General features: G+C 68.8%; 12 protein-coding genes and 5 pseudogenes. 10 read left to right on the top strand and 7 right to left on the bottom strand.

What is annotated here, in order from left to right; translation table 11 throughout:
• Nucleotides 1-977 (top strand): annotated as a pseudogene (locus GGR04_RS20260) (IS3 family transposase); the annotation flags it as partial.
• A gap of 16 nt (nt 978-993) precedes the next feature.
• Here the strand turns inward: GGR04_RS20260 and GGR04_RS20255 are convergent.
• The gene (locus GGR04_RS20255; RefSeq protein ID WP_210291897.1) at nt 994-1,398 is read right to left on the bottom strand and encodes a polysaccharide lyase family 7 protein; all 405 of its coding nucleotides are present in this window, start codon (nt 1,396-1,398) and stop codon (nt 994-996) included.
• A 762-nt stretch (nt 1,399-2,160) separates the two neighbouring features.
• Between GGR04_RS20255 and GGR04_RS20250 the strand changes: the two genes are divergently transcribed.
• On the top strand, nt 2,161-5,979 hold the full coding sequence (locus GGR04_RS20250; protein WP_183201921.1) for a tandem-95 repeat protein: 3,819 nt from the start codon (nt 2,161-2,163) through the stop codon (nt 5,977-5,979).
• Nucleotides 5,980-6,303: 324 nt separating this feature from the next.
• Here the strand turns inward: GGR04_RS20250 and GGR04_RS20245 are convergent, their stop codons facing one another.
• The 4 genes from GGR04_RS20245 to GGR04_RS20230 all read right to left on the bottom strand — a co-directional run bounded on the left by GGR04_RS20245 (nt 6,304) and on the right by GGR04_RS20230 (nt 11,451).
• Nucleotides 6,304-8,454 (bottom strand): TonB-dependent siderophore receptor, encoded by a 2,151-nt coding sequence (locus GGR04_RS20245; RefSeq protein WP_183201919.1) that lies wholly within the window; start codon nt 8,452-8,454, stop codon nt 6,304-6,306.
• A 164-nt stretch (nt 8,455-8,618) separates the two neighbouring features.
• Entirely contained in the window at nt 8,619-9,359 is a 741-nt protein-coding gene (locus tag GGR04_RS20240) for an ABC transporter ATP-binding protein (protein WP_183201917.1), read from the bottom strand.
• Nucleotides 9,356-10,396, bottom strand: coding sequence for a FecCD family ABC transporter permease (locus GGR04_RS20235; protein ID WP_183201915.1), 1,041 nt, complete (start codon nt 10,394-10,396; stop codon nt 9,356-9,358). The genes GGR04_RS20240 and GGR04_RS20235 overlap by 4 nt, the downstream gene beginning before the upstream one ends.
• On the bottom strand, nt 10,396-11,451 hold the full coding sequence (locus GGR04_RS20230) for an ABC transporter substrate-binding protein (protein ID WP_183201913.1): 1,056 nt from the start codon (nt 11,449-11,451) through the stop codon (nt 10,396-10,398). The genes GGR04_RS20235 and GGR04_RS20230 overlap by 1 nt, the downstream gene beginning before the upstream one ends.
• Nucleotides 11,452-11,896: 445 nt before the next feature.
• Here GGR04_RS20230 and GGR04_RS24330 point away from each other — a divergent pair.
• The 5 genes and pseudogenes from GGR04_RS24330 to GGR04_RS20210 form a co-directional block, all read left to right on the top strand.
• A pseudogene (locus GGR04_RS24330) lies at nt 11,897-12,103 on the top strand (ABC transporter permease); the annotation flags it as partial.
• A 160-nt stretch (nt 12,104-12,263) separates the two neighbouring features.
• Nucleotides 12,264-13,778: pseudogene (locus tag GGR04_RS20225) on the top strand (ABC transporter permease).
• A gap of 21 nt (nt 13,779-13,799) precedes the next feature.
• A pseudogene (locus GGR04_RS24085) lies at nt 13,800-14,273 on the top strand (SDR family NAD(P)-dependent oxidoreductase); the annotation flags it as partial.
• Nucleotides 14,274-14,496: 223 nt separating this feature from the next.
• A pseudogene (locus tag GGR04_RS20215) lies at nt 14,497-14,790 on the top strand (3-keto-5-aminohexanoate cleavage protein); the annotation flags it as partial.
• 41 nt (nt 14,791-14,831) lie between these two features.
• Complete coding sequence (locus GGR04_RS20210) at nt 14,832-15,902, top strand: glycerate kinase type-2 family protein (protein WP_312857496.1); 1,071 nt, start codon at nt 14,832-14,834, stop codon at nt 15,900-15,902.
• A 130-nt stretch (nt 15,903-16,032) separates the two neighbouring features.
• On the opposite strand, the gene GGR04_RS20205 is transcribed toward GGR04_RS20210, so the two are convergent.
• Both GGR04_RS20205 and GGR04_RS20200 read right to left on the bottom strand, forming a co-directional pair.
• Nucleotides 16,033-17,205, bottom strand: coding sequence for an adenylate/guanylate cyclase domain-containing protein (locus GGR04_RS20205; RefSeq protein WP_183201911.1), 1,173 nt, complete (start codon nt 17,203-17,205; stop codon nt 16,033-16,035).
• Between the two features lie 276 nt (nt 17,206-17,481).
• Nucleotides 17,482-18,114 (bottom strand): TetR/AcrR family transcriptional regulator, encoded by a 633-nt coding sequence (locus GGR04_RS20200; protein WP_183201909.1) that lies wholly within the window; start codon nt 18,112-18,114, stop codon nt 17,482-17,484.
• 102 nt (nt 18,115-18,216) lie between these two features.
• On the opposite strand from GGR04_RS20200, the gene GGR04_RS20195 reads away from it, so the two are divergent.
• From GGR04_RS20195 to GGR04_RS20185, 3 genes are all read left to right on the top strand, one after another.
• Nucleotides 18,217-18,906: a PspA/IM30 family protein gene (locus GGR04_RS20195; protein WP_183201907.1), complete on the top strand. Its 690-nt coding sequence runs from the start codon at nt 18,217-18,219 to the stop codon at nt 18,904-18,906.
• 58 nt (nt 18,907-18,964) lie between these two features.
• Nucleotides 18,965-19,246 carry a YiaA/YiaB family inner membrane protein gene (locus tag GGR04_RS20190; RefSeq protein WP_183201905.1) on the top strand — a complete coding sequence of 94 codons (282 nt, stop codon included), beginning with the start codon at nt 18,965-18,967 and terminating at the stop codon, nt 19,244-19,246.
• 100 nt (nt 19,247-19,346) lie between these two features.
• On the top strand, nt 19,347-22,718 hold the full coding sequence (locus GGR04_RS20185; protein ID WP_183201903.1) for an acyl-[ACP]--phospholipid O-acyltransferase: 3,372 nt from the start codon (nt 19,347-19,349) through the stop codon (nt 22,716-22,718).
• The last annotated feature ends 114 nt before the right edge of the window (nt 22,719-22,832 follow it).

Below are 22,832 nucleotides of genomic sequence, written 5' to 3'. Positions count from 1 at the left end.
CCGCCTCGGGAAACTGGTGAGCCCCGCCCGCCGTCGCCAATGCATCGACCACGTCATGAAGAGGTTCAACGTGTCGGAGCGGCTGGCGTGTCGGGTCCTGGGGCAGCACCGATCCACACAGCGCAAGGTACCGACGGGGCGAGCCGACGATGCGGCGCTGAGAACCGACATTGTCGAACTCGCCACGCAATATGGCCGCTATGGGTATCCCCTTGGCCGACAGGCGATTGCTGGCAATCGCCGAAAGGCGGAGGATCACGGCCCTGCTGAAAGCGGCTGGCTGGTTGGTCAACCTGAAGCGCGTCGAACGGATCTGGCGCCAGGAAGGTCTGAAGGTGCCGGCCAGGCAGCCCAAGAGAGGCCGGCTCTGGCTGAACGACGGCTCGTGCATCCGGCGCCGGCCAGAATATCCCAACCACGTCTGGTCTTACGACTTCGTCGAGGATCGCACCCACAACGGGCGGAAGTTCCGAATGCCTGGCGACAAACGCTGCGCGTTTCTCGCCGACGTGATCGACGAGTTCACCCGGGAATGCATCGCCATCCGGATCGACCGGAAGCTCAAGTCCACGGACGTCATCGATGTCCTGTCCGATCTCTTCATCCTGCGCGGTGTGCCGGGGCATGTTCGGTCAGACAATGGCCCGGAGTTCGTCGCCAAGGCTGTTCGCGAGTGGATCACGGCGGTTGGCGCCCAGACCGCCTTCATCGAGCCTGGCAGCCCATGGGAGAACGGCTACTGCGAAAGCTTCAACTCGAAGCTTCGCGACGAGCTTCTGAACGGCGAGATCTTCTACAGCCTCGCCGAGGCCCGCATCGTCATCGAGAGTTGGCGCCAGCACTACAACACGCGCCGCCCACACTCCTCGCTCGGCTACCGCCCGCCAGCACCCGCTGCGGTGCCGTGGCCGGCTGCGCCACCCCAACCCGCTTCGCCGGCCACCTCAAACGTCGCCGAAAAGCCCACCATGCATTAGATTTGAACCGGGCCACCTAATGGGGGCAGGCCATTTCCCAATAGAGGCGCACGAGCTCCTCGTCCTCGCCGTGGATCTGCCCGATCACGACGCGGCCCTCGGACCCGTCGCTGCGCACGGGCACGGCGTCGACCTTCAAGGTCGCCGTCATCGTCCCCCCTTCGGCGAGCGTCCAGGCGGCCCGATCGGACCCTTGCATCTCGCGGAGCTCGGAACGGGCATATTTCGACCCGCTCGTCGTCGCACCGGCGACGTCGGCGCGAAACACCATGGCGCCGTCGGCCGCATCGTAGAAGTGGTTCCCCTCGTAGCCGACGAGTTTCTTGACCTCGACGGCCGTGCCGCCGAAGCCGTTGCCGGCATCCACCGGCAGCGTCAGCTTCCAGTTGGTCAAGTCGAAGTGATCGGAATTGAAGGTCATTCGGTCTCCAGTCGATAAAGCGGAAAGCGGAGTGTGCGCGACAGGCCGTTCGGCTCTGTCTTCTCGGCTTGCGTGGTTGGCATCGGACGGCGCGACCGAAACCAGAGGTTTCCCGCGCTTTCCCGTGAAATGACTGCGGACGGCTGTGTCCGGCGGTGGAATGCCGACGGACGGTCGCCTCTCGTACTCATCTGAAATCGATCGTTCCGGGAACGCCGTTTCAGCACACGCTACAGATGGTCCGGCGCGAACCCCAAGCGCCGGACAAAAGATCACCGATCGTTACGTGGACCGGCATGCCGTCTCGACGCCTCCAGACGATCGAGTTTTGACCCCTTCCACAGGCCGACCGGAAAGCAAGCCCGATCCCCCGGCTGCCGCCCCCTCGACAGCACAACCGGACATTCGATGGCTCCGGATTGCTCTCTCTTCCGCGATACTGCCAGCCCATAAGACGACATGAAAGTTGCGCCAAGGTTGACCGAAATATGACAGATCTATCCTTCAGCATTTAAATTGCCGTTCGTCGCAACGACGGTTTAAGAGCCGAACCCTTCTGCGGTCGAGGATCGTGCGTGCTCTTGCAAGGTTGCGTCATGCGCCTTCGACGGTGCGATCGTTGCCGTTGTGCAACATTTTTCGACGACGGTCCGGACCCAACTGATTGATTCGCATCAATGTGAGGCTTCGCGCCACGCATTAGGGTCTGCGAGTTCGAAGGCAAGGACGTATTGCGCGCTGTCGCAGGCTTAGGAGATCAGCATGAACGTATTCAATGTTCGGGCTTTCGGAGCCAAAGGCGATGGCGTCACGGATGACACGGCCGCCATCCAGAGGGCGATCCAGGCATGCGACGACGCGCAGGGCGGAACGATCGAGATGCCCGCCGGCACGTATCTCGTGCGCGGCGACCCCGGCAATCCGTCGAAGGGGCCGATCGAACTGTCGTCCAACATGACGCTGTCCGGCGCGGGCATGGGCCAGACGGTCATCAAGCTGGCCGATCATTTCGACGCGCGGATCAACGGCATCGTCCGCACGGCGCTGGAGACGGTGGACAACGTCACCATCAAGGGCCTGACCATCGACGGCAACCGCGAGAACAACACGGGGCATCAGGCCGGCTTCATCTGCGGCATCAAGGAAGACAGCGGCAAGACGCAGTCCAACATCACGCTGGACAACGTCGAGGCGAAGAACTGCACGGCCTACGGCATCAACCCGCACGAGATCGTCACCAATATGGTGGTGACGAACTCGGTCTCGCACGGCAACGGGCTCGACGGCTTCGTGGCCGACGCGGTGTTCGGCGGGCTCTATGCCAACAACGTCGCCTATGACAACGACCGGCACGGCTTCAACCTGCAGAACATGACGCAGGACCTCGTCCTGCGAAACAACGAGGCACGCGACAACGGCTCCGCCGGCCTCACGGTCCAGCGCGGCGACATCCTGCCCGACGACGGAACGACTCTGCCTCCCGTGCGCAACATCACGGTCGAAGGCGGATCCTACCATGGCAACGCCAAGGAAGGCATGCTCATCAAGCTGGCCAGCGGCGTCACGGTCAGCGGGGTCGACATCTACGGGAACCTGCGCCAGGGCGTGAGAGTCGAGGGCTCGGCCGACACCACGATCAAGGGCAACACGATCCACGACAACTCGCAGGAGGCGGACGGCACCTATGACGAGGTGAACATCCGCCTGCGCACCGACACCGTGACCGGGACGACCGTCTATTCTCTCGGCACGAAGGTCCTCGACAATACGATTTCCTCCAGCGGCGCTGTGAACGCGCGCTACGGCATCCGCGAGGAGCCGACCAACGACGATGGCGGGCCGAGCAGAACCGTGGCGACCGGCAACTCGATCACCGGCATGGACGCCGGTACGCTCTCCATCCCGAACTATCAGGAGGCAGGTACGGCCGGAAACGACACGTTCTACGGGACGAGCGGCGCCAATAGCTTCGCCGGGCTCGGCGGCGACGACACCTACTACGTCAACCACACCGGCGACACGGTGGCGGAGGCCGCGAACGCCGGCAACGACACGATCATCTCCACCCTCAACCTGACCCTCGCCGCCAACGTCGAGAACCTCGTTCTCGTCGGCACGGGGGTGCGCGCCACCGGCAATGCCCTCGACAACCGGCTGACCGGCAACGCGCTGGGCAACGAGCTCGAGGGGCTGGGCGGCGCCGACACGCTGGACGGCGGAGCCGGAGCCGACACGATGAAGGGCGGCGACGGCAACGACACCTACTACGTCGATCATCTCGGCGACACGATCGTCGAGAAGCAGAACGGTGGGCTCGGGGGCACGGATCTCGTCATCTCGCAGGTCAGTCACACCCTGGCCGACGAGGTGGAGAACCTCACCCTCACCGGACCGTCCGCGATCGACGCCACCGGCAATTCGGTGCGAAACGTGCTGATCGGCAATGCCGGAAACAACGTCCTGGACGGCAAGGGGGGCGCCGACGAGATGCGGGGCGGCCTGGGCGACGACACCTACGTCGTCGAGAGCACCGGCGACGTGGTGATCGAGACGGCGGACGCCGGCAAGGACACCGTCGTTTCGTCCTTGAGCTATGTGCTCGGGGCCAATCTCGAGAACCTCACGCTGTCGGGCTCTGCGGTCATCGACGGCGACGGCAACGCCGGGGCCAATCAGATCATCGGCAATGCCGCCGCGAACCGGCTGCGCGGCCTGGAGGGCGACGACACGCTGGACGGCGGCGGCGGGGCGGACCAGCTTTACGGCGGTGCCGGCAACGACGTCTTCGTCCTGCGCAAGGGCGGGGCCGCCGGCGACGTGATCGAGGACTTCGACGGCCAGGGCACGGCGGCCGGCGACCGCATCGTCCTGTCGGGCTACGGGTCCGGCGCGACGCTGACGGCGGGCGTCAACAACACCTGGACGGTGCAGGACGCAGGCGTCTCCGAGACCTTCACCGTGAAACGGGCTCCGGGTGCGGCGGCGCTCGACGCCAGCGACTTCACCTTCGAGAACGGCGGCTCCGTTCCCGGTCGCCCGCCGCTCGCAGCGACGACGGGCAATGCCGCCACGGGCGCCGAGGATACGCAGATCCGCGGCGCGTTGCCGGCCGGCAGCGATCCCGACGGACCGGGCGCCCTCAGCTACGAGCTGGTCTCGCCGCTAAGCGGTCTCGCGCTCGATCCTTCGGGAAGCTTCGTCTACACGCCGGCAGCCGATTTCGCGGGCCAGGTCTCATTCCAGTACCGGGTCAAGGACGCGGGCGGCCTGACGAGCGCGCCGACCGATTTCACCTTTACCCTGACGCCGGTCGCCGACGCGCCCCGCGCCGCCACGACCGGCAACGCGGCGGCCGGAACGGAGGACACCGTTCTGACCGGACGCCTTCCCGCCGGCAGCGATCCGGACGCAGGCGAGGCGATCAGCTATGTGCAGGTCGGATCGCTGAGCGGCTTCGTGCTCGACCCCTCCGGCAGCTTCACCTACACGCCGGCGGCCAACGCCAACGGCACCGTGGGCTTCCAGTACCAGGTCAAGGATGCGTCCGGCCTTCTCAGCGCGGTCCAAGGCTTCGACATCACGATCGCGCCGGTGGCGGATGCGCCGGTGGCCGCGACGACGGGCAACGCCGCGACCGGCCAGCAGGACAAGGTGCTGACGGGCGCCCTGCCCGCAGGCTCCGACCCGGACTCGAACACGGGCCTGACCTATCAGCTGGTCTCGCCCGTATCCGGCCTGACCCTGAACGGCGACGGAAGCTTCACCTATACGCCGACCGCCGGCTTCTCCGGCAAGACGGTCTTCCAGTATCAGGTCAAGGATCCGACCAGCCTGTTGAGCGGGCCGCAGAGCTTCGAGCTGACCATCCAGCCCGCCGCGCCGCAAGCCGGGCGCTCGATCACCGGCACCAGCGGCGCCGACACGCTGATCGGGGGCGCGGGCAACGACACGATCGACGGCCTGAGCGGCGGTGATCTGATGACAGGGGGCAAGGGCGACGATACCTATACCGTCGATTCCTCCAAGGACCGGGTCATCGAGCTTTCGGGAGAAGGCGTCGACACGATCCTGGCGAAGGCGAGCTTCACCCTCGCCGTCGACAGCCATGTCGAGCGCCTCGTGGGCATCGGAACGTCGTCCGTCACGCTCAAGGGCAACGACTTCAACAACGAGCTTGTCGGCAACGGCGCGGCCAATACGCTTCAGGGCGGCGGCGGCAACGACCGGCTGGACGGCGGCCTCGGCAAGGACGCGCTGACCGGCGGCTCCGGCCAGGACGTCTTCGTCTTCTCGACCGCGCTCAGCTCCGGCAACGTCGACGTGATCAAGGACTACAACGTGCGCGACGACACGGTCGAGCTCTCGCGGTCCGTCTTCACGGCGCTGACCGCCGGGACTCTCGATCCCGGCAGCTTCGTCAGGGGAACTGTCGCGCTGGATGCGGGTGATCGCATCCTCTACGACGCATCGAGCGGCGGGTTGTTCTACGACGCGGACGGCATCGGTGGTGTCGCTGCCGTGAAGTTCGCCGAGATCGGCAAGGGCCTGGGCCTGATGGCCGACGACTTCCTCGTCGCCTGAGGCGTCCCTCTTCCGCGACGCCCGCGCGGCCCGCTCTCACCGGCGGCCCGTTCGTCTTGCCTCACCCGGCAGACCGAGCAAGAGAGAGCTCCTTCGCCCCGGGCGGAAGGGCTCTTTCGATTTGTCCGTTCGCCGGCGATGTCCGGCTCGTATGGACACGTCCGTGATGCATGTCGGGAAAAGCAAGCGCCGCGGTCGCCGGAGGCTCGTCGGAGGCCTGGAAGCGATCATCAGAGCGGCGCAAACATCCGACGCCGATAGGCGCAATGAATCTTCACCGAACGACGGACCGAGGCGAGTTCGCTCGGCTTCGTCTTCGACCGATCAGAAGTCGACGCGAGCGGTGAAGACGGCTTCCAGCGGCTCGCCGATTTCGACGCCGAGATTGTTGGTGCCGATCGACGATGCGTAATAGACCTCGTCCGCGAGGTTCTTGACGTTGAGCTGCAAGGTCAGCGTCTGGTCGCGCACCGGCACGGCGTAGGACACGAACGCGTCGAGAACCGTGTAGTCCGGCAGGTCGAACGTGTTCGCGGCGTTGCCGGGACGCTTGCCGACATACCGGCCGCCGATGCCCGCTCGCAGCGTTCCGAGATCGACGAAGCTCGAAAAGTCGTAGGCGAGGAACAGCGAGCCCGAATGCCCGGCGACGTTGGTGAGCCGCTTGCCGTCGAGCACGGGATCCTCCTTCACCCTGGCATCGGTGTAGGCGTAGGTGGCGATGAGGTCGAGCTCGTCCGTCACCTGACCGGCGAGATCGAACTCGAAGCCGCGCGAGCCGACGGCGCCCGCTGTGGTCGTGCGGGTCTCGCCGTTGACGATCTCGCTGTAGAGAACGTTTTCCTTGTCGATGGTGTAGAGGGCGGCGGTCGCGGTGATGCCGGTCGCCAGCTGGTATTTCACGCCGGCTTCGTAGGATTCGCCGGTTTCGGCCGGCAAGGCGCCGATCTCGCTGGCGATCGAGGAGTTCGGTTTGAAGGAACGGCTCCAGTTCGCGTAGACGGACAGATCCGGCCGGACCTTGTAGACGAGTCCGGCGCGGGGCGCGAACTCGCCATCCGACTGGTCCGTGTTGAGAAGGAACGGCCGTCCCTTGCCGGCCGTCTGCTCGTATTGCTGGTAGCGAAGTCCGCCGATGAGGATCCACCGCTCGCCGAGATGCAGCGAGTCCTGTCCGTAGAAGGAGTACGTTCGGGTTCTCTCGGTCTGGTCGCTGTCCACCGCCGACACCGCGTTGCTGGTCGGCAGGAGACCGTAGACGGGGTCCTTGATGTTGAAGCGGCGGCTGGTCGGGCCGCGGATGAGGTTCGTCCGCAGCAGGTCGGAATCGTCGAACGAGGCGCCGAAGAGCAGTTCGTGCTCGACATCGCCCGTCGTCACCCGGCCCACCGTGTCGGCTCGCATCGAATGCTGCTCGATCTGCGAATTCTGTGTGGCGTCGGCACGCCGGGTCAGGATGCCGGTCGCCGCGTTGTAGGCGGTGACGCGGGCCTGGTTGTCGTAATAGGTGTTGTCGCTGTAGGCGTAGTTCACCCGCAGCGTCCAATCTTCGTTCAACTCATGCGTCAACGCGGCGGTCGCGAGGTCGGACGAGCCGTCCGTGGCGTTGTAGAGTTCGTCGAAGCGCGTCTTCGGATCGACGTCCACCGCCCGATTGGAGGTCAGGTCGAAGATCGTGCCGCGGTCGAAGGGGACCGAATAGGACTCCTGCATGTACGAGACGTCGATCCGCGTCGTGTCGGTCTCGTAGGCGAAGGAAGGGGCGAGAAGCTTGCGCTCGATCTCGCCGAAGTTGCGCCAATAGTCGGTGTCCTCGTATTCGGTGACGAGGCGATAGGCGAGGCCGGTCTGGCCGACCGGGCCGGTGACGTCGCTGGAGGCACCGCCCCCGCCGAAGCTCGTCAGCCAGGCCTCGACCCGGCCCGAGAAATCATATTGCGGCTTCTTCGTCACCACGTTGATCAGGCCGCCGGGATCGAGGATGCCGTAGAGGGCCGAGGACGGGCCCTTCAGCACTTCGACGCGCTCGGTGGTGGCGTTGAACGAGCGCGGCAGCGCGGTCTTCAACCCGTCGGTCAAGACGCCGCCGTCGCGATTGTCGCCGAAGCCGCGACGCAGGAAGGCGTCCTGCGTGCCGCCGAGCGAGTTGGTCTGCGTCACGCCCGAGACGTTCCAGAGAACCTCCTCGAGCGAACGGGACTGCTGGTCGTTCAGCACCTCCTGCGAAACCACGGCGACGGCTTGCGGGATGTCGAGGATCGAGGCGTCCGTTCCCAGCCCGAGCGAGGTGGTGACAGGCTGATATCCTCGCGTGCGCCCGCTCGCATAGCCCTTCGCGCCAGCGCCCTCGGCCGGCGCGCCCTCCCCGTCCACCACGACCGTATCCAGCACGACCGTGCGCTCCTCGGCGGCCACGGCCTGCGCGAACGGGAGGAGAGCGATCGCGGACGACAGGCAGAGACGCGAGGAGATCATGAACCAAGTCCAAAAGATGGCGACAATGGGACATACGACCACACGCTAAAACATGAAAGCGACAGTCATGTTTTCTCGGTTGGATCGAGCCTCATTGTGCCGAACCAGCAACAGTGGTTTGCAGTATCCGTTCGCGATTCGTCGCGGGAGCAACGCAACTATCGCTAGAAAATAGGGACGATCGCCTCGACCGGCCGCCCCGTTTCTTCGAAAAGACACGCACGACGGATCGTCAGGTTGTAGAGATTAGAAAGGTTGACTTCCGAAAGCACCTCGCCGACCGGGCCGATCGAACGTTCTTCTGTTCCCATCATCAGGAGTGCTTCGTCCGCTGCGACGAGCGCGTGTTCGGGAGCATGCGTGCTGAACAGGATGGCATGACGCCCGCCGGCGCGAAGCGCGTCGAGAACCTTGAGGAGCCGTGCCTGGTTGGCGAGATCGAGAGCCGACATGGGCTCGTCGAGCACGAGAAGGGGCGAGCCGGTGGCGAGGGCGCGGGCCAGCGCCACGAGCTGGCGCTCGCCCCCCGACAGTCGATCAACCGGGCGCTTCGCCCAAGGGGCGGCGCCCACCGTCTCCAGCGCCTCGGCGGCAGCGGCCTGGTCCGCCCGTCCCGGCGAGCCGAAGAGCCCGAGCCGGGCCGCGCGACCCATCACCACGAAATCCTCGACGCGGTAGCCGACAGGGGCGGCCGGCGACTGCGGAACGTAGCCGATGACGCGAGGCGCGGTGCGCTCTCCCTCGCGCAGAGGCACGAGACCCATGACCGCGCGGATCAGCGTGGTCTTGCCGCGTCCGTTCGGCCCGAGGACGGCGAGGCTGCGACCGGGGATGAGTTCGAGGTCGAGCTTGCGGAAGATCCAGCGCTCGCCGCGCCGCACCCCGGCTCCCGCGAGGCGCATCATCGCGCCTCCTGCCTCTGCCGGCGGATCAGCACGAGGGCGAAGACGGGGGCGCCGACCAGCGCCGTGAGGACGCCGAGCGGGATCTCGGCGGCGGTGAGCGTGCGGGCCAATGTGTCGATCGCGACGAGATAGGCCGCGCCCAGAAGCGTCGAGGCCGGCAGGAGCAGGCGGTGGTCGGGCCCCACGAGAAAGCGCGCGGCATGGGGAACCACCAGCCCGACCCAGCCGATGACGCCGGCGAACGAGACGACGGTGGCCTCCACCAGCGCCACCGCCAGGAATACGACCCAGCGGTCACGCTCCACGGGAAGTCCGAGCGAGCGGGCCTCGTCCTCGCCCAGCGACAGGACGTTGATGCGAAAGCGCATGACGAGAAGCAGCGCCCCGCCCGCGAGAAGCGCGGGGGCGGCCAGCGCGAGCTTGGCGTCGGTGGCGGCGGCGAAGCTGCCCATCAGCCAGAAGACGATGCCCGGCAGCGACGTCTCGGGATCGGCCAGCACGATGAGCAGCGAGACGAGCGCACTGAAGAGGGCCGCCACCACGACGCCCGTCAGCACCACGCCGACCGTGTCCGTCCCCCCGCCGGCCCTGGAGAGAAGGCCGACGAGCACGAGGGCCCCGATGCCGAAGGCGAAGGCCGAGCCGATCATCGCGATGCCGCCGACACCCAGCAGGATCGCCAGCGCGCCCCCGAAGCTCGCGCCCGACGAGACGCCGAGAATGTGGGGCGAGACGAGCGGATTGCGGAACACGCCCTGCAAGGCCGCACCGCACAGCGACAGACCGCCGCCGCACAGCGCCGCGAGCAGCACGCGAGGCAGGCGGACATGGAGGACGACGGTCTCCTGCATCCGCGTCCAGCCGCCCGTCCCGTCCTGCCAGGCCGAGCCGAGAATCGCGAACGCGGTGCCGGGGGAGACCGGGAAGCGTCCGACGCAGATCGACAGGAAGCCGACGAGGAGCAGGAGGAGCGCGAACACCCCCAGGGCCGAACGCCCGCGCACCGCCGCAGCCGCAGGCTGGTCGGCCGAGAGCATCACGGTGCGCCCGCGAGGGCGCGATAGGCCTCGCCGTCCCGGTTCGCGACCGATTGCAGCATCGCGTCGATCTCGTCGTCGGCGGGCTCGGCGCCGTAGAGCCGCGCGAAGCCGGCGCGGAACTCGGCGCGAAGATCGAGCGTCTCTGCCGCGCCGGGACGAAGCACCGCGCCGAGCCAAATCCAGAAGAGCGGGTTCTCGGGGCCGGGCGGCTCCAGCCGGTAGCCACCGGTGGGGGCCTTGTAGACGCGCGCACCCTCCACCGCCGACAGACCGGCGAGGATCGGGTCGGCCGCGAAGGACGCCGGGGTGAGGTCGGGATCGCCGCTGTTGAGCACGATCACCTGCGGGTCCCAGAGCAGGAGCTGCTCGGGGCCGACCTGCGTCGAGCCGGGAAGCTCGACCGCGACGTTGCGCCCGCCCGCCGTGCGGATGGCGTGGTCGGTCGGCGTGTTGCCTCCCGTCGTGGTGTAGCCGCCGGCCGAGCGAGACAGGAACAGGACGCCGGGCGGCTCGCCGCCTTGCGCGCGTGCGCGCAGGCGCTCGGCAGTCTCGGCGCGCCAGGCGACGAAGCCTTCGGCGCGCGCAGACTGCCCGATCCCTTGGCCGAGAAGCCGGATATTGGCGAGGCTGCGCGCTTCGTCGCCATAGCTGACGAGAAGCAGAGGAAGGCCGGCCGCTTCCAGCGGCTCGACGATCGCGTGTCCGAGTTCGCCGCGCTGCACGACCAGGTCGGGCTCCAGGGCCAGCAAGGCCTCGACATTCGGCATGAAGGCCGAGGCGCCCGAACGCAGGAACCCGCCGTCGGTTCGGGCGAGTTCGGGAAACAGACGCCCGAGCGGCCCCTCGGTGAGGATCGATCGGGCGATCGGCTGAATGCCGACGAGGCGGCGCGCCGAGCGATCGAGCGCGATCAGCGTCGGAGCCGCCGGCAGGGGAAGCGTGACGATGCGCTCCGGAAGCCCGGGCAGGGTGACGACGCGCCCGTTCATGTCCGTCAGCGTCAGCGGGTCGGCCTTCAGGGGCCCGCAGGCGAGGAGAAGAGCACAGAGCATCGCGGCCCGCCGAACCGGGAGGCGCGAGCGAAGGCCTGCAAGGGACGGCTGGGGAGCGAAAGCGGACAAGGGGAACTCGAAACTGGAGGCAACGCGTCAACTTCTAGCTCATCGCTCCGACATTGGAACGCCCAAATCTCGATCGACCGCGTCGCGGCCGAAGGCATTGCCCATCTGAAGGGAAACCGCGACGCCGCTCGTGGATCTCCGATGCTCGTTGCCCGAACATTCTTCGAAGCTCGAAGACCGCGAACGCCCTTCGCGCGCGCTGGGCCGGCGGGGCGTCCGTGCCGCTGCGCTGGCTGGCGCGCAACCGCGCCCGATCGTGGCGCTTCTCGTCTTCGTCGCCCTGTTTCTCCTCGTCGACGCGATCAGCCCGGGACCGCTCAGCTATTTCGACGTCAGCTTCCAGGCGAGCGGCGGCACCGCCCTCGCCCTCGCGGCCATGGGCCAGACGCTCGTCGTTCTCTCCGGCGGCTTCGACCTCTCCGCCGGCGCGGTGATCTCACTCGTCAACGCCGTCCTCGCAAGCCGGATGGACCCGGCCGGCATGGAGGCCTCGGTCGCCCTCTGGACGCTCATTGGCATCGGCACCGGCATGGCGGTCGGCGCCTTCAGCGGGTTCTTCGTCGCCGTGCTGCGGCTCCAGCCCATCGTGGTGACGCTGTCGACCATGTTCATCGTGCAGGGGCTGACGCTTCTCGTGCTGTCGCACCCCGGCGGCTTCATCTCCCCTCGCTCGGCGCCCTCTACATGGGTGATGCCGTTCCCGAACTCCTGCCGGCCTCGCTCGTGCTTCTGGCGCCGCCGCCCTGTTCTGGCTCTGGCTGAAGAAGACCGCCTTCGGCGTCGCGCTCTACGCGCTCGGCAGCAATCCCGCCTCGGCGGCGGCGACCGGCGTGCGGGTTCCGCTGGTGCGCTTCGGCGCCTACGTGCTGGCGGGCGGCTTCTACGGGCTGGCCGGCGTCTTCGTCAGCGCGCAGACCGGATCCGGCGATCCGCTCGTCGGCAACTCGCTGCTGCTCTCGATGTTCGCGGCCGTCGTCATCGGCGGAACGCAGCTCGGCGGCGGCAAGGGCGGACGGGTGGGAACGATCTTCGGCGCCTTCGTGCTGATGATCGTCGTCAACATCCTTCTCGCGCTGAACGTCTCCGCCTACTTCTCCACCATCGCCGAGGGCGGCGTGCTGCTCGCCGCGGTGCTTCTCGGTTCGCTGTCGCGCCATTCCGTCCTCGCCGACCGCCTGCGGACGCTTCGTGGTGCCATCCGGGCACGTCGGGCGGGCACCCATGTCTCGCAGCGCCCCGGCGCCGACCGAAAACTCGCCTTCGTCGCGTCGCGAGGGCGTGTGCGCGCGCCGGGCGACGCGCTGCCCGAGCCTGGCTTCCTCCAGCGCCATGCCGCGGCGCTGCGCTACGCCGTGCCCGCTTGTGTCTGTCTCCTCGTCGTGCTGGTCGCGACGCAGGTGGTTCTCGGCAACACGCTTCTGAACGGGGGCTTCTGGAACTCGCTCCTCGTCCTCTCGACCTTTCTCATCATCCTCGCACTCGGGCAGGGCTCGGTGATCCTCACCGGCGGGCTCGACCTCTCGGTGCCCTGGACGATCGGCCTCTCCGGCATTCTTCTCGCCGGTCTCGTCCAGGGTTCGGACGCCGCGCTCCTCTATGCCGTCCCCACGGTTTTCGCGCTCGCCGCCCTCATCGGTCTCCTCAACGGGCTCGGCGTCGTCGCTCTCGGCCTCTCGCCCATCGCGGTGACGCTCGCGGCGAACGGCATCCTCCAGGGCATCGCGCTCCTCTATTCGGGCGGCACGCCTTCGGGCTTCGCCTCGCCGGGCCTGCGCTGACCGATGACGAGCAAGATCGCAGGCATGACGCCGGTGCTCGCGCTGCTGCTTCTCTTCCTCGTCGCCGGCACGCGGCTCCTCGGGCGCACCGCCTTCGGCCGGCGCGTCTATGCCGTGGGAAACAGCCTCGAAGCCGCGCGCCTGTCCGGCATCCGGACCGGACGCGTCATCGTCGGCGTCTACGTTCTCTCGGCGGTGTGCGCCGCCCTCGTCGGCATCCTCCTCACCGGCTTCTCCGGTCAGGCCAGTCTGGGCATGGGCGACGACTACCTCCTGCCCTCGATCGCCGTCGTCGTGGTCGGCGGCGCCCTCATCACCGGCGGACGCGGGCATTTTCTCGGCATGGTCGGCGGCGCGCTGCTGCTGACGGCGCTCCAGACGCTGCTGGCCGGAACGACGCTGCCCTACGCCTTCCGCGCCCTCTTCTTCGGCTGCGTGGACCTCGCCGCCGTCCTCGCCCTTCGCGAACGCAGGAACTGAACGATCGTGTCCCAGACCGCCATGCCCTTTACCCCGCCCAACCTCCTCTCCGGCCTCGCGGGCCAGCGCGTCGTCGTCACGGCGGGCGCCGGCGGCATCGGGCTCGCGACCGCCCGCCTGCTTCATGGTCAGGGGTGCCGCGTCGCGCTCTGCGACGTGTCGCAGGCCGCGCTCGATGCGGCGGCCGCGGAACTGCCGGGCGTCACGGTCGCCCTCGCCGACGTCTCGCGCGAGGACGAGGTCGCCCGCTTCTTCGACGTCGCGCTCGCCGCCCTCGGCGGGCTCGACGCGCTCGTCAACAGTGCCGGAATCGCCGGGCCGACCGGCGGCGTCGAGGAGATCGCGCCGGACGACTGGCGCCGCTGCCTCGACATCGGGCTCACCGGGCAGTTCCTCTGCACCCGCCTCGCCGTGCCGCATCTGCGGGCGGCGGGCGGCGGTTCGATCGTCAACCTGTCGTCCTCGGCCGGGCGGCATGGATACGCCTATCGCTCGCCCTATTCGGCCTCGAAGTTCGGCGTCATCGGCTTCACCCGGAGCCTCGCCAAAGGAGCTCGGCCCCTCCAACATCCGCGTCAACGCCGTGCTGCCGGGCATCGTCGCGGGTCCGCGCATGGAGAAGGTGATCCGCGACCGGGCAGACCAGGTCGGCGTTGCCTACGAGGACATGGAAACGCGCTACCTGGAGAAGGTGTCGCTGCGCCGCATGGTGAGCGCGGAGGACGTCGCCGCGGCGAAGGCGGGCGCGTCGATCCTGCATCTGCACGCCCGCAACCCCGAGAACGGTCGGCCCGACCAGAGCCCGCAGGGCTTCGCCAGGTTCCTGCCGACGGTGAAGGCGGCGATCGACGCGGTGATCAACATCACCACCGGCGGCAGCCCCTTCATGAAGGTCGAGGAGCGTGTCCTGCCCGCCGCGACCTTCAAGCCCGAGGTCGCCTCGCTAAACATGGGCTCGATGAACTTCGCCCTGTTCCATCTCGCACAGAAGTACGACACGTTCCGATACGACTGCCCACCCGCCACGTCGAGGTGGTGGAGGCCGCCCATCCCGTGCCCGACCAGGCGGGCGAGGACGCGGCGCGCCGCATCCTGGCGCTGGCGCACGGCGCGGGGCCGGACGATCTCATGGTGGCGCTCGTCTCCGGCGGCGCGTCCTCGCTGCTCTCGCTGCCCGCCGCTGGCGTCACGCTCGCCGACAAGCAGGCGCTGAACCGGGCGCTGCTGCGCTCGGGCGCGCCGATCCACGAGATGAACGCCGTGCGCAAGGCGCTCTCGGCGATCAAGGGCGGGCGCCTGCTCGAGGCCGCTCGGCCTGCCGCCGTCGTGACCTACGTCATCTCCGACGTGCCCGGCGACGACCCGGCCGTGATCGGCTCCGGCCCGACCGTTCCCGACCAGACCGATCCCGGCGCGGTCGCGGCGATCCTGCAACGCTACGGCCTCTCTCTGGAGGACCGCGCGCGGCGGGCGATGGAGGCGAACCGTCTGGCGCCGGCCGCCGACGGTGCCGGGCCGGCCGGGATCGAGATGCTGGCGACGCCGCGGATGGCGCTGGAGGCGGCGGCAGAGGCGGCGCGTGCCGCCGGCCTGGAACCGGTGATCCTCGGCGACACGGTCGAGGGCGAGGCGGTGGAGGTCGGGCGGGCGCATGCGCGGCTGGCGCTGGGTCTCGCGCCCGCGCGTCCCACGGTGCTGCTGTCGGGCGGCGAGACCACGGTGACGATGTCGGGCTCCGGCCGGGGCGGGCGCAACGGCGAGTATCTGCTGGCGCTGGCGCTGGCGCTCGGCGGGCGCGCCGGCATTTCGGGGATCGCCTGCGACACCGACGGCATCGACGGGTCGCAAAGCAATGCCGGCGCCTGGTTCGACGGCGATCTTCCGGCCGACGCCCGCGCCGCCGGCGTCGATCTCGCCGACCATCTGGCGCGCCACGACAGCTTCACCGCCTTCGAGCGCCTCGGCCGGCTGGTGACCACCGGCCCGACCTTCACCAACGTCAACGACTTCCGCGCGATCCTCGTGCGGCCCCGACGCCGGGGCCCTTCGACGCCGAAGGGGCGAGGGCGTCAGCGCAGGTGCGCGACCCGCAGCCCGAACCGTTTCTGCGGCCGCTCCGCATAGCGGACGGCCGTCTGCGACCAGTCCATTCCCGCGCCGTCATGCGGGTCGCCCTCGGAGCGACGAGGCACGGCCGTGTTCAACGATGTCGTTCCCGCGGGCGCCGCCGCGATCCTTGGCCTGGACGAGGATCTCAAACGGACGTTCGGCGTCCGGGTTCGAAGACCCGTTGTGGCAGCGCGACGTCTCGAAGCTCGTGATGCCCGAGATCGATCAACGCGGTGTCGAGTTCGCGAGCGACGGCGTCCGAGACGAGAACGGGCCGCTCCAGGCGCTTGGCCAGGTGCAACAGGCGGCTGGCGCGGTTGACTGCGGGGCCGATGACCGTGAAGTCCATGCGATGGGCCGCGCCGACATTGCCGTAGGCGACCTCGCCGACATCCAGCACCAGGGCATGCGCGACCGGCGGTGCCCCGTGTGACCTTCGTCGTGCGTTGGCGGCGTCGGTTCTGTGGGTGAACTCCTCGGCCGCCGCCATGGCTCGTCGGCATGCCGTCCGGCGATCCTGATCCGCGGCGGTCGGGAAGATCGCGAGGACGGCATCCCCCATGAACTTGAGGATCTCGCCGCCCTGGGCGGCGATGACTTCGCCGGCGATACCGAACCAGTCGTTCAGGATCGCGAGAACCTGACTCGTCGGGGTCGTTTCCGAGAGGGCCGTGAAGCCGCGAAGATCGGCGAACCAGATGGCCGCCTCGATCTGCTCGACGGCGCCGCGCTCCACGTGGCCCTCGAGAATGCGCTGCCCCGTGTGCGGTCCGACATAGGTGTCGAGGAGGTCCATGGAGATGCGCCGGAGGACGCGCCGTTCCAGGTAGGGGCTGAGCAGCCGGACGGCGAACTCGAGCTCGGCCAGGACACGATCGTCGAAGCCGTCCCTGTCGGCCGTGGCGAAGGAGATGACGGCCGTCCGGCTGCGGTCGAGGAAGGGCAGCGGGTACATGACATAGTCGGTCATCCCGCCGAGCCGCAGTTCGTCGAGCAGCGGCAGATGGGGACTGGGCTGGTCGAGCCGCCGGCGGAACGCGCGCCCGGTCTCGTCGACGATGCGCGTCGGGCTGTGAAGGTAGGATCGGGACGTCGGCGCCGTCGCGCGGTCCGTCTCGCGCGACGACAGGGCTTCGCGCGTCCACATATGCTGCCAGCCGCTCACTTCGGGATGCAGCCCTTCGAGACCGAGAGAGACCCGGTGGATCGGAGCGCCCTCGCGCACGACCTCATGGCAGAAGGCGGCGAACAGGGCCGCCACGCTCTCGTGCGGCGCATCGATCGCCAACCATCGCGGCAGGCCTTCCAGACGGTTCAATGGCGATCCCTCGTTCCGACCGGCGCCGGCCTCCCGGCCTCGGCCCGGAGATGGGGCGGGCGCTCGAACTTCGCCAGCCACCCCTGACGGAAACCGGCCGGCGGTCGTCTTCCGCGGCAGCAGGGCAACGTCGGACCATCGCGGACGGGGCAGGCGACGAGGCCTGCCATGGCGCCATGGCGCGGCGGCACGACCGGGGTTCGCAGCGGGAGCGTGGAGCGAAGCTTCATCGCGGGCGGGCTCGGCGCTCCGAAGGCCGAGGCGGATGGTCCGTGTTCAGTCCCCTGTCGATCCCCAGGCCCCGCCGTCCGCGCCGTGCAACGTTCCCGCCACGATGACGTCGACGAACGCGCCGATCTCGGTCGCCAGCCGGTCGGCGGACAGGCCGACGAAGCGCTTTTCCAGCGAGGTGGAAACGACGCCGTGAATGGCGCCGAACAGGATGCGGGCGCGCAGCAGAAGCGTGTCCTCGTCCCAATCGGGGCGGAGCTTTCGCAAGGGCTCGACGATGTGGACCAGAAGGTCGCCCTGTTGCGCCAGGAGCCAGTCGGGCATTCGGCGATCGAACGCGTAGCGATAGTCGAACAGCGCCGACCAGAGCGGGTGATGGGCCCGTGCGAAGGCGAGGTAGGCCAGAGCCGAGGCTTGCAACGCTTGCGCGGGATCTTCGAGGCCGCGTCTCGCGTCGCTCAGCGCCCCGTTCAGCCGGTCGAGCGTGCGCGAGTTGACGTGCAGCACGACGTCGTCGAGATCGTCGAAGGCGTTGTAGAGACCCCCGAGCGCGGCGCCCGCATCCGCCATCACGTCGCGGGCCCGCAGCACCGCGACGCCGCCCGCCACGATCCGGGCCTCGGCGGCCGAGAGGATCCGCTCCCGCAGCGCCTCGCGTCGATCAATTCGCTCCGTCATCACCGACTCCATAAATTTTGAACGCCGTTCATTTTTTTCTTGAACGATGTTCATTCTCGTGGTTCATTGCGTTTGAACAATGTTCATAGCGAGGTTCGCAGCATGTGGAAACAGTTCGTCGCCCTGGCCCGGGGTCACAGATACGAAGCGGCCGAAGCGGTGCTCGACCGCGATGCCCATGTCATCCTGCGCCAGCAGATCCGCGACGGCGCCGCGACGCTGGAGCGCGCACGCCTCGCCGTCGCCGTGGCGATGACGCAGGAGCGCGAGGAAAGCCGGCGGGCGCAGACCCTTTCGGTTCATGTCGCCGATCTCGAAGAGCGGGCGGTTTCAGCGCTCGACGCCGGCAAGGATGCCCTCGCACGGGAAGCCGCCGAGACCATCGCGCGCCTCGAAGCGGACCTCGCGGCCGCCCGGCAGGCGAGCGAGAGTTTCACCGCCGAGATCGCACGCCTTCGCCGCATCGTGGCCGATGCCGAGGACCGGCTGCGTGATCTCCGGCGCGGCCAGCGCCTGGCCGAGGCGGCGGGCCGGGTGGGACGCCTGCGGACGTCAGCGCCCGGCGAGATCGGATCGAGCCTTCGCGACGCGGAAGCGACGCTCGCGCGGCTTCGCCAGCGCCAGGGCGAGGCCGATGGCGTGGCTCTCGCGCTGGACGAGATGGACCGCGACGCCGATCCCGGCGCATTGTCGCGCAAGCTCGCCGAAGCCGGCTGCGGGACGCCCCTCGCCCACGGCACCGACGCCGTGTTGCAGCGCCTGAACGAGCGTCGCCGCCAGACGAGCGCCTGAACGCCCCGTTCCCGCCTTCCCCCCTTCGACCCCCATTCGAACCTGGAGAACCCCGATCATGACCGAGACCTACACCCTTAAGCAGTCCGCCGCCTGGAAGAGCTTCACCATCGCCAGCTTCGTCGTCGCCGCCGGCATGATGGCGGTCGGCATCTGGTCGCTGGAAGCGAGCTTCGCGGCCAAGGGCTTCTACGCCATGGCGTCCCTGATGCTCGTCCAGACGTCCATCTCCGTCACCAAGACGCTGCGCGACGAGGAAGAGGCGTCGCGCTTCCTCAACCGCCTGGAAGAGGCGCGCACCGAAAAGCTGCTGATGGGCGCCGAGCGCCGCACCGACTGACGCGGCAGACCTCCCGGGCGCCGACGACGAGGGCGCCCGGGATCCGACGCGTCTTCGTCACCGCCGTTTTTCGACAACGATCGACCGAACAGGATCTCCGATGGGCTCTCCCATGGTGCTATCAGCGCGCTTCGCGCCGCTCTTCTGGACGCAGTTCCTCACCGCGTTCAACGACAACCTCCTGAAGAACGCGCTGGTCTTCCTGATCCTCTTCCGCGTCTCGGCCGAGGGCGCCGCGCCGCTCGTGGCGCTGTGCGGCGCGATCTTCATCCTGCCCTTCCTGCTCCTGTCGGGTCTCGGCGGGGAGCTCGCCGACCGGCACGACAAGGCGCTCGTCGCCCGGCGGCTGAAGCTCGCCGAGATCGCCGTCGCCGCGCTCGGCGCTACGGGCCTCCTTCTCGGCTCGATCCCCGTCATGATGGTGGCGCTGGCGGGCTTCGGCGTCGGCTCGGCCCTGTTCGGCCCGATCAAGTACGGCATCCTGCCCGACCTCCTGCCGGCGTCCGAGCTTCCCACCGCCAATGCCTGGGTGGAAGGGGCGACCTTCGCCGCGATCCTCGGCGGCACGCTGCTCGCCGGGCTTCTCGCCGCCGGCTCGCCGGTCGTGCCCGGCGCCCTGATGCTGGCGCTCGCGGTGGCCGGCTGGCTCACGGCGCGCCGCATCCCGGCCACCGGCCCGGCCGCGCCGGAGCTTCGCATCGAGCCGAACGTGCTGCGCTCCACCGCCGGCCTCGTCTCGGGGCTGCGCACGGATCGCCGCGTCTTCGCGGCCTCGCTGATGGTGTCCTGGTTCTGGGCGGTCGGCGCCGTGCTCCTGTCGCTGCTGCCGGTGATCGTCACGGGAACGCTCGGTGGCAGCGAAGCCATGGTGTCGGCCGTTCTGGCGCTCTTCGCCGTCGCCGTCGCCATCGGCTCGGGTCTCGCGGCCTGGATCTGCCGGGGTCGCATCGTGCTCCTGCCAGCTCCCTTGGCCGCCCTCGCCATGGCCGGGTTCGGCCTCGACCTCGCCTTCGCGCTGTCGGGCGATCCGAGCACCACGCGCGCCCTGGTCGACTTCACCGGCATGGCGTTCGCCAGTGCCTTTCTGGTGGTGCCGACCTTCGCGGCCGTCCAGGCCTGGGCCCCGGCTGCGAGCCGCGCGCGCACGGTGGCCGGCGCCAACGCGCTGAGCGCCGGCTTCATGGTGGCGGGCGGCATCGCGCTCGCCCTCGTTCAGGCGGCGGGCCTTCCGCTGCCGGGCATCCTCGCCGCGCTGGCGCTCCTCAACCTTGGCGCAGCCGTGCTGATGCTTCGGAAGCTGCCCACCAACCCGGTGCGCGATGCCGCCTCCCTGTATTTCCGCATCTTCCATCGCATGGAGGTCGAGGGCCTCGCAAACCTCGACGCGGCCGGACCGAACCCGATCCTCGTGCTGAACCATGCGAGCTTTCTCGACGCGCCGCTGGCGCTCGCCCTCACTGAGCGCGATCCCGTCTTCGCGATCGACCACGTGACGGCGACGCGCCCGTGGGTGAAGCCGTTCCTGCGCTTCGTGCGCGCCCTGCCGCTCGATCCCTCGCGCCCCATCTCGACGCGCACGCTGATCAAGGCAGCCGAGGCCGGCGAGCCGCTGGTGATCTTTCCGGAAGGGCGCATCACCGTCACGGGCAGCCTGATGAAGCTCTACGACGGGGCGGCGATGGTGGCCGCGCGCACCGGCGCGCCGGTGGTTCCGATCCGCATCGAGGGGCTGGAGCGGTCCTACTTCTCGCGGCTCGGCGACGGCCAAGTGCGCCGCAGCCTCTTTCCGAAGGTGCGCGTGACCATCCTGCCGCCCGAGCGCATCGGCGTGCCGGAGGGCGGCACGGCGCGCGCCCGCCGCGCGCTGGCCGGCGCGCAGCTCGGCCGCGTCATGTCGGGCCTCGTGTTCCGCACCGAGCGCACCGACCTGACGATCCTCGAAAAGATCACCGCCCAGGCCCGGCGCGACGGCCTCGGTCGCCTCGCGCTGGAGGATCCCGTCACCGGCGCCATGACCTACGGCACGCTCCTCACCGCCGCCCGCGTTCTCAGTGCGCGATTCGCCTTGATGTTCCCGAACGAGCCGCATCTCGGCCTCATGCTGCCGAACGCCAACGGCACGGTTGCGACCTTCCTCGGCCTCGTCTCGGCCGGAAAGGTGCCGGCGATGATCAACTTCACCGCCGGGGCCGCCAACATCCGCGCGGCCTGCCGCGCGGCCGAAACCCGCACCATCCTCTCCTCGCGCGCCTTCGTCGAGCGGGCCAAGCTCCAGCCGCTGGTGGACGAGCTCTCCACGGACCATGTCTTCGTCTGGCTGGAGGACGTGCGCGCGAGCCTCGGCACGCTCGAGAAGCTCCGCGGCCGCCTCGCCCGCAGCCGACCGCTCGCGAAGCGGGACGCGGACGATCCGGCGGCGATCCTCTTCACCTCCGGCTCGGAAGGCGCGCCGAAGGGCGTGGTGCTCAGCCACCGCAACATCCTCGTCAACATCGCGCAGATCGCCGCGAGCATCGACTTCGGCGCCCACGACAAGGTGTTCAACGTCCTGCCGATGTTCCATTCCTTCGGCCTCAGCGCCGCGACGCTGCTGCCGCTCGTCTCCGGCGTTCCCGTCTATCTCTACCCCTCGCCGCTGCACTACCGGATCGTGCCCGAGCTCATCTACGCCGCGAACGCCACGATCCTCTTCGGCACCGACACGTTCCTTGCCGGCTATGCCCGCACCGCGCACCCCTACGATCTTCGGTCGCTTCGCTACGTCTTCGCCGGCGCCGAGCCGGTGAAGGCCACGACGCGCCGGACCTATGGGGACCGGTTCGGCATCCGCCTCTTCGAGGGCTACGGCGTGACCGAGGCCTCGCCGGTGCTGGCGCTGAACACCGCCATGCACAACCGGCCGGGCACGGTGGGGCGCCTTCTGCCGGGCATCGAGCATCGACTGGAACCGGTCGAGGGCGTGGAGACGGGCGGGCGCCTCCATGTGCGCGGCGGCAACGTCATGCTCGGCTATCTCAGGAGCGATCGACCCGGCCATCTCGAACGGCTGGCGGACGGCTGGCACGACACCGGCGACATCGTCTCGATCGACGCCGACGGTTTCGTCCGGATCGAGGGGCGGGCCAAGCGCTTCGCCAAGATCGGCGGCGAGATGATCTCGCTCGCCGCGGTCGAGGCGCTGGCGGGCGACTTGTGGCCGGGCGCACCCTCCGCCGTCGTCGCCGAGCCCGACCCGCGCAAGGGCGAGCGGCTGGTGCTGCTGACGCAGCACCCCGCCGCCACCCGCGCCGACTTCTCCGCCTTCGCCCGCTCGCGCGGGGCGAGCGAGCTGATGGTGCCCTCGCAGGTCCGCATCGTCGAGCGCCTGCCGCTGCTCGGCACCGGCAAGCTCGACTACGCCGCGCTGCCGGCGCTGCTCGCGGGGCTCTCGACGCCGTCGAACGACGACCGGCCGAGCGACGTCGAAGCGTAGGCTCGCGCCAACGCCTCGTCTCCCGCAGGGGCTCCGCTTCCGAGACCCGCGTGGTCAATCAGTGGAGCCTGCCCTCGCTCGCGATCGAGGGGGAGGACAGGCGGACGGCGCTCG

This window comes from Aureimonas pseudogalii, from assembly GCF_014196835.1.
GTDB lineage: Bacteria > Pseudomonadota > Alphaproteobacteria > Rhizobiales > Rhizobiaceae > Aureimonas > Aureimonas pseudogalii.
This window is presented reverse-complemented; position numbering and strand designations above follow the sequence as displayed.

Excerpts from the sequence above, each read along its gene's own strand:
- GGR04_RS20255 (WP_210291897.1), bottom strand. The coding sequence starts at position 1,398 with ATGACCTTCAATTCCGATCACTTCGACTTGACCAACTGGAAGCTGACG.
- GGR04_RS20250 (WP_183201921.1), top strand. The coding sequence starts at position 2,161 with ATGAACGTATTCAATGTTCGGGCTTTCGGAGCCAAAGGCGATGGCGTC.
- GGR04_RS20245 (WP_183201919.1), bottom strand. The coding sequence starts at position 8,454 with ATGATCTCCTCGCGTCTCTGCCTGTCGTCCGCGATCGCTCTCCTCCCG.
- GGR04_RS20240 (WP_183201917.1), bottom strand. The coding sequence starts at position 9,359 with ATGATGCGCCTCGCGGGAGCCGGGGTGCGGCGCGGCGAGCGCTGGATC.
- GGR04_RS20235 (WP_183201915.1), bottom strand. The coding sequence starts at position 10,396 with ATGCTCTCGGCCGACCAGCCTGCGGCTGCGGCGGTGCGCGGGCGTTCG.
- GGR04_RS20230 (WP_183201913.1), bottom strand. The coding sequence starts at position 11,451 with ATGCTCTGTGCTCTTCTCCTCGCCTGCGGGCCCCTGAAGGCCGACCCG.
- GGR04_RS20200 (WP_183201909.1), bottom strand. The coding sequence starts at position 18,114 with ATGACGGAGCGAATTGATCGACGCGAGGCGCTGCGGGAGCGGATCCTC.
- GGR04_RS20195 (WP_183201907.1), top strand. The coding sequence starts at position 18,217 with ATGTGGAAACAGTTCGTCGCCCTGGCCCGGGGTCACAGATACGAAGCG.
- GGR04_RS20190 (WP_183201905.1), top strand. The coding sequence starts at position 18,965 with ATGACCGAGACCTACACCCTTAAGCAGTCCGCCGCCTGGAAGAGCTTC.
- GGR04_RS20185 (WP_183201903.1), top strand. The coding sequence starts at position 19,347 with ATGGGCTCTCCCATGGTGCTATCAGCGCGCTTCGCGCCGCTCTTCTGG.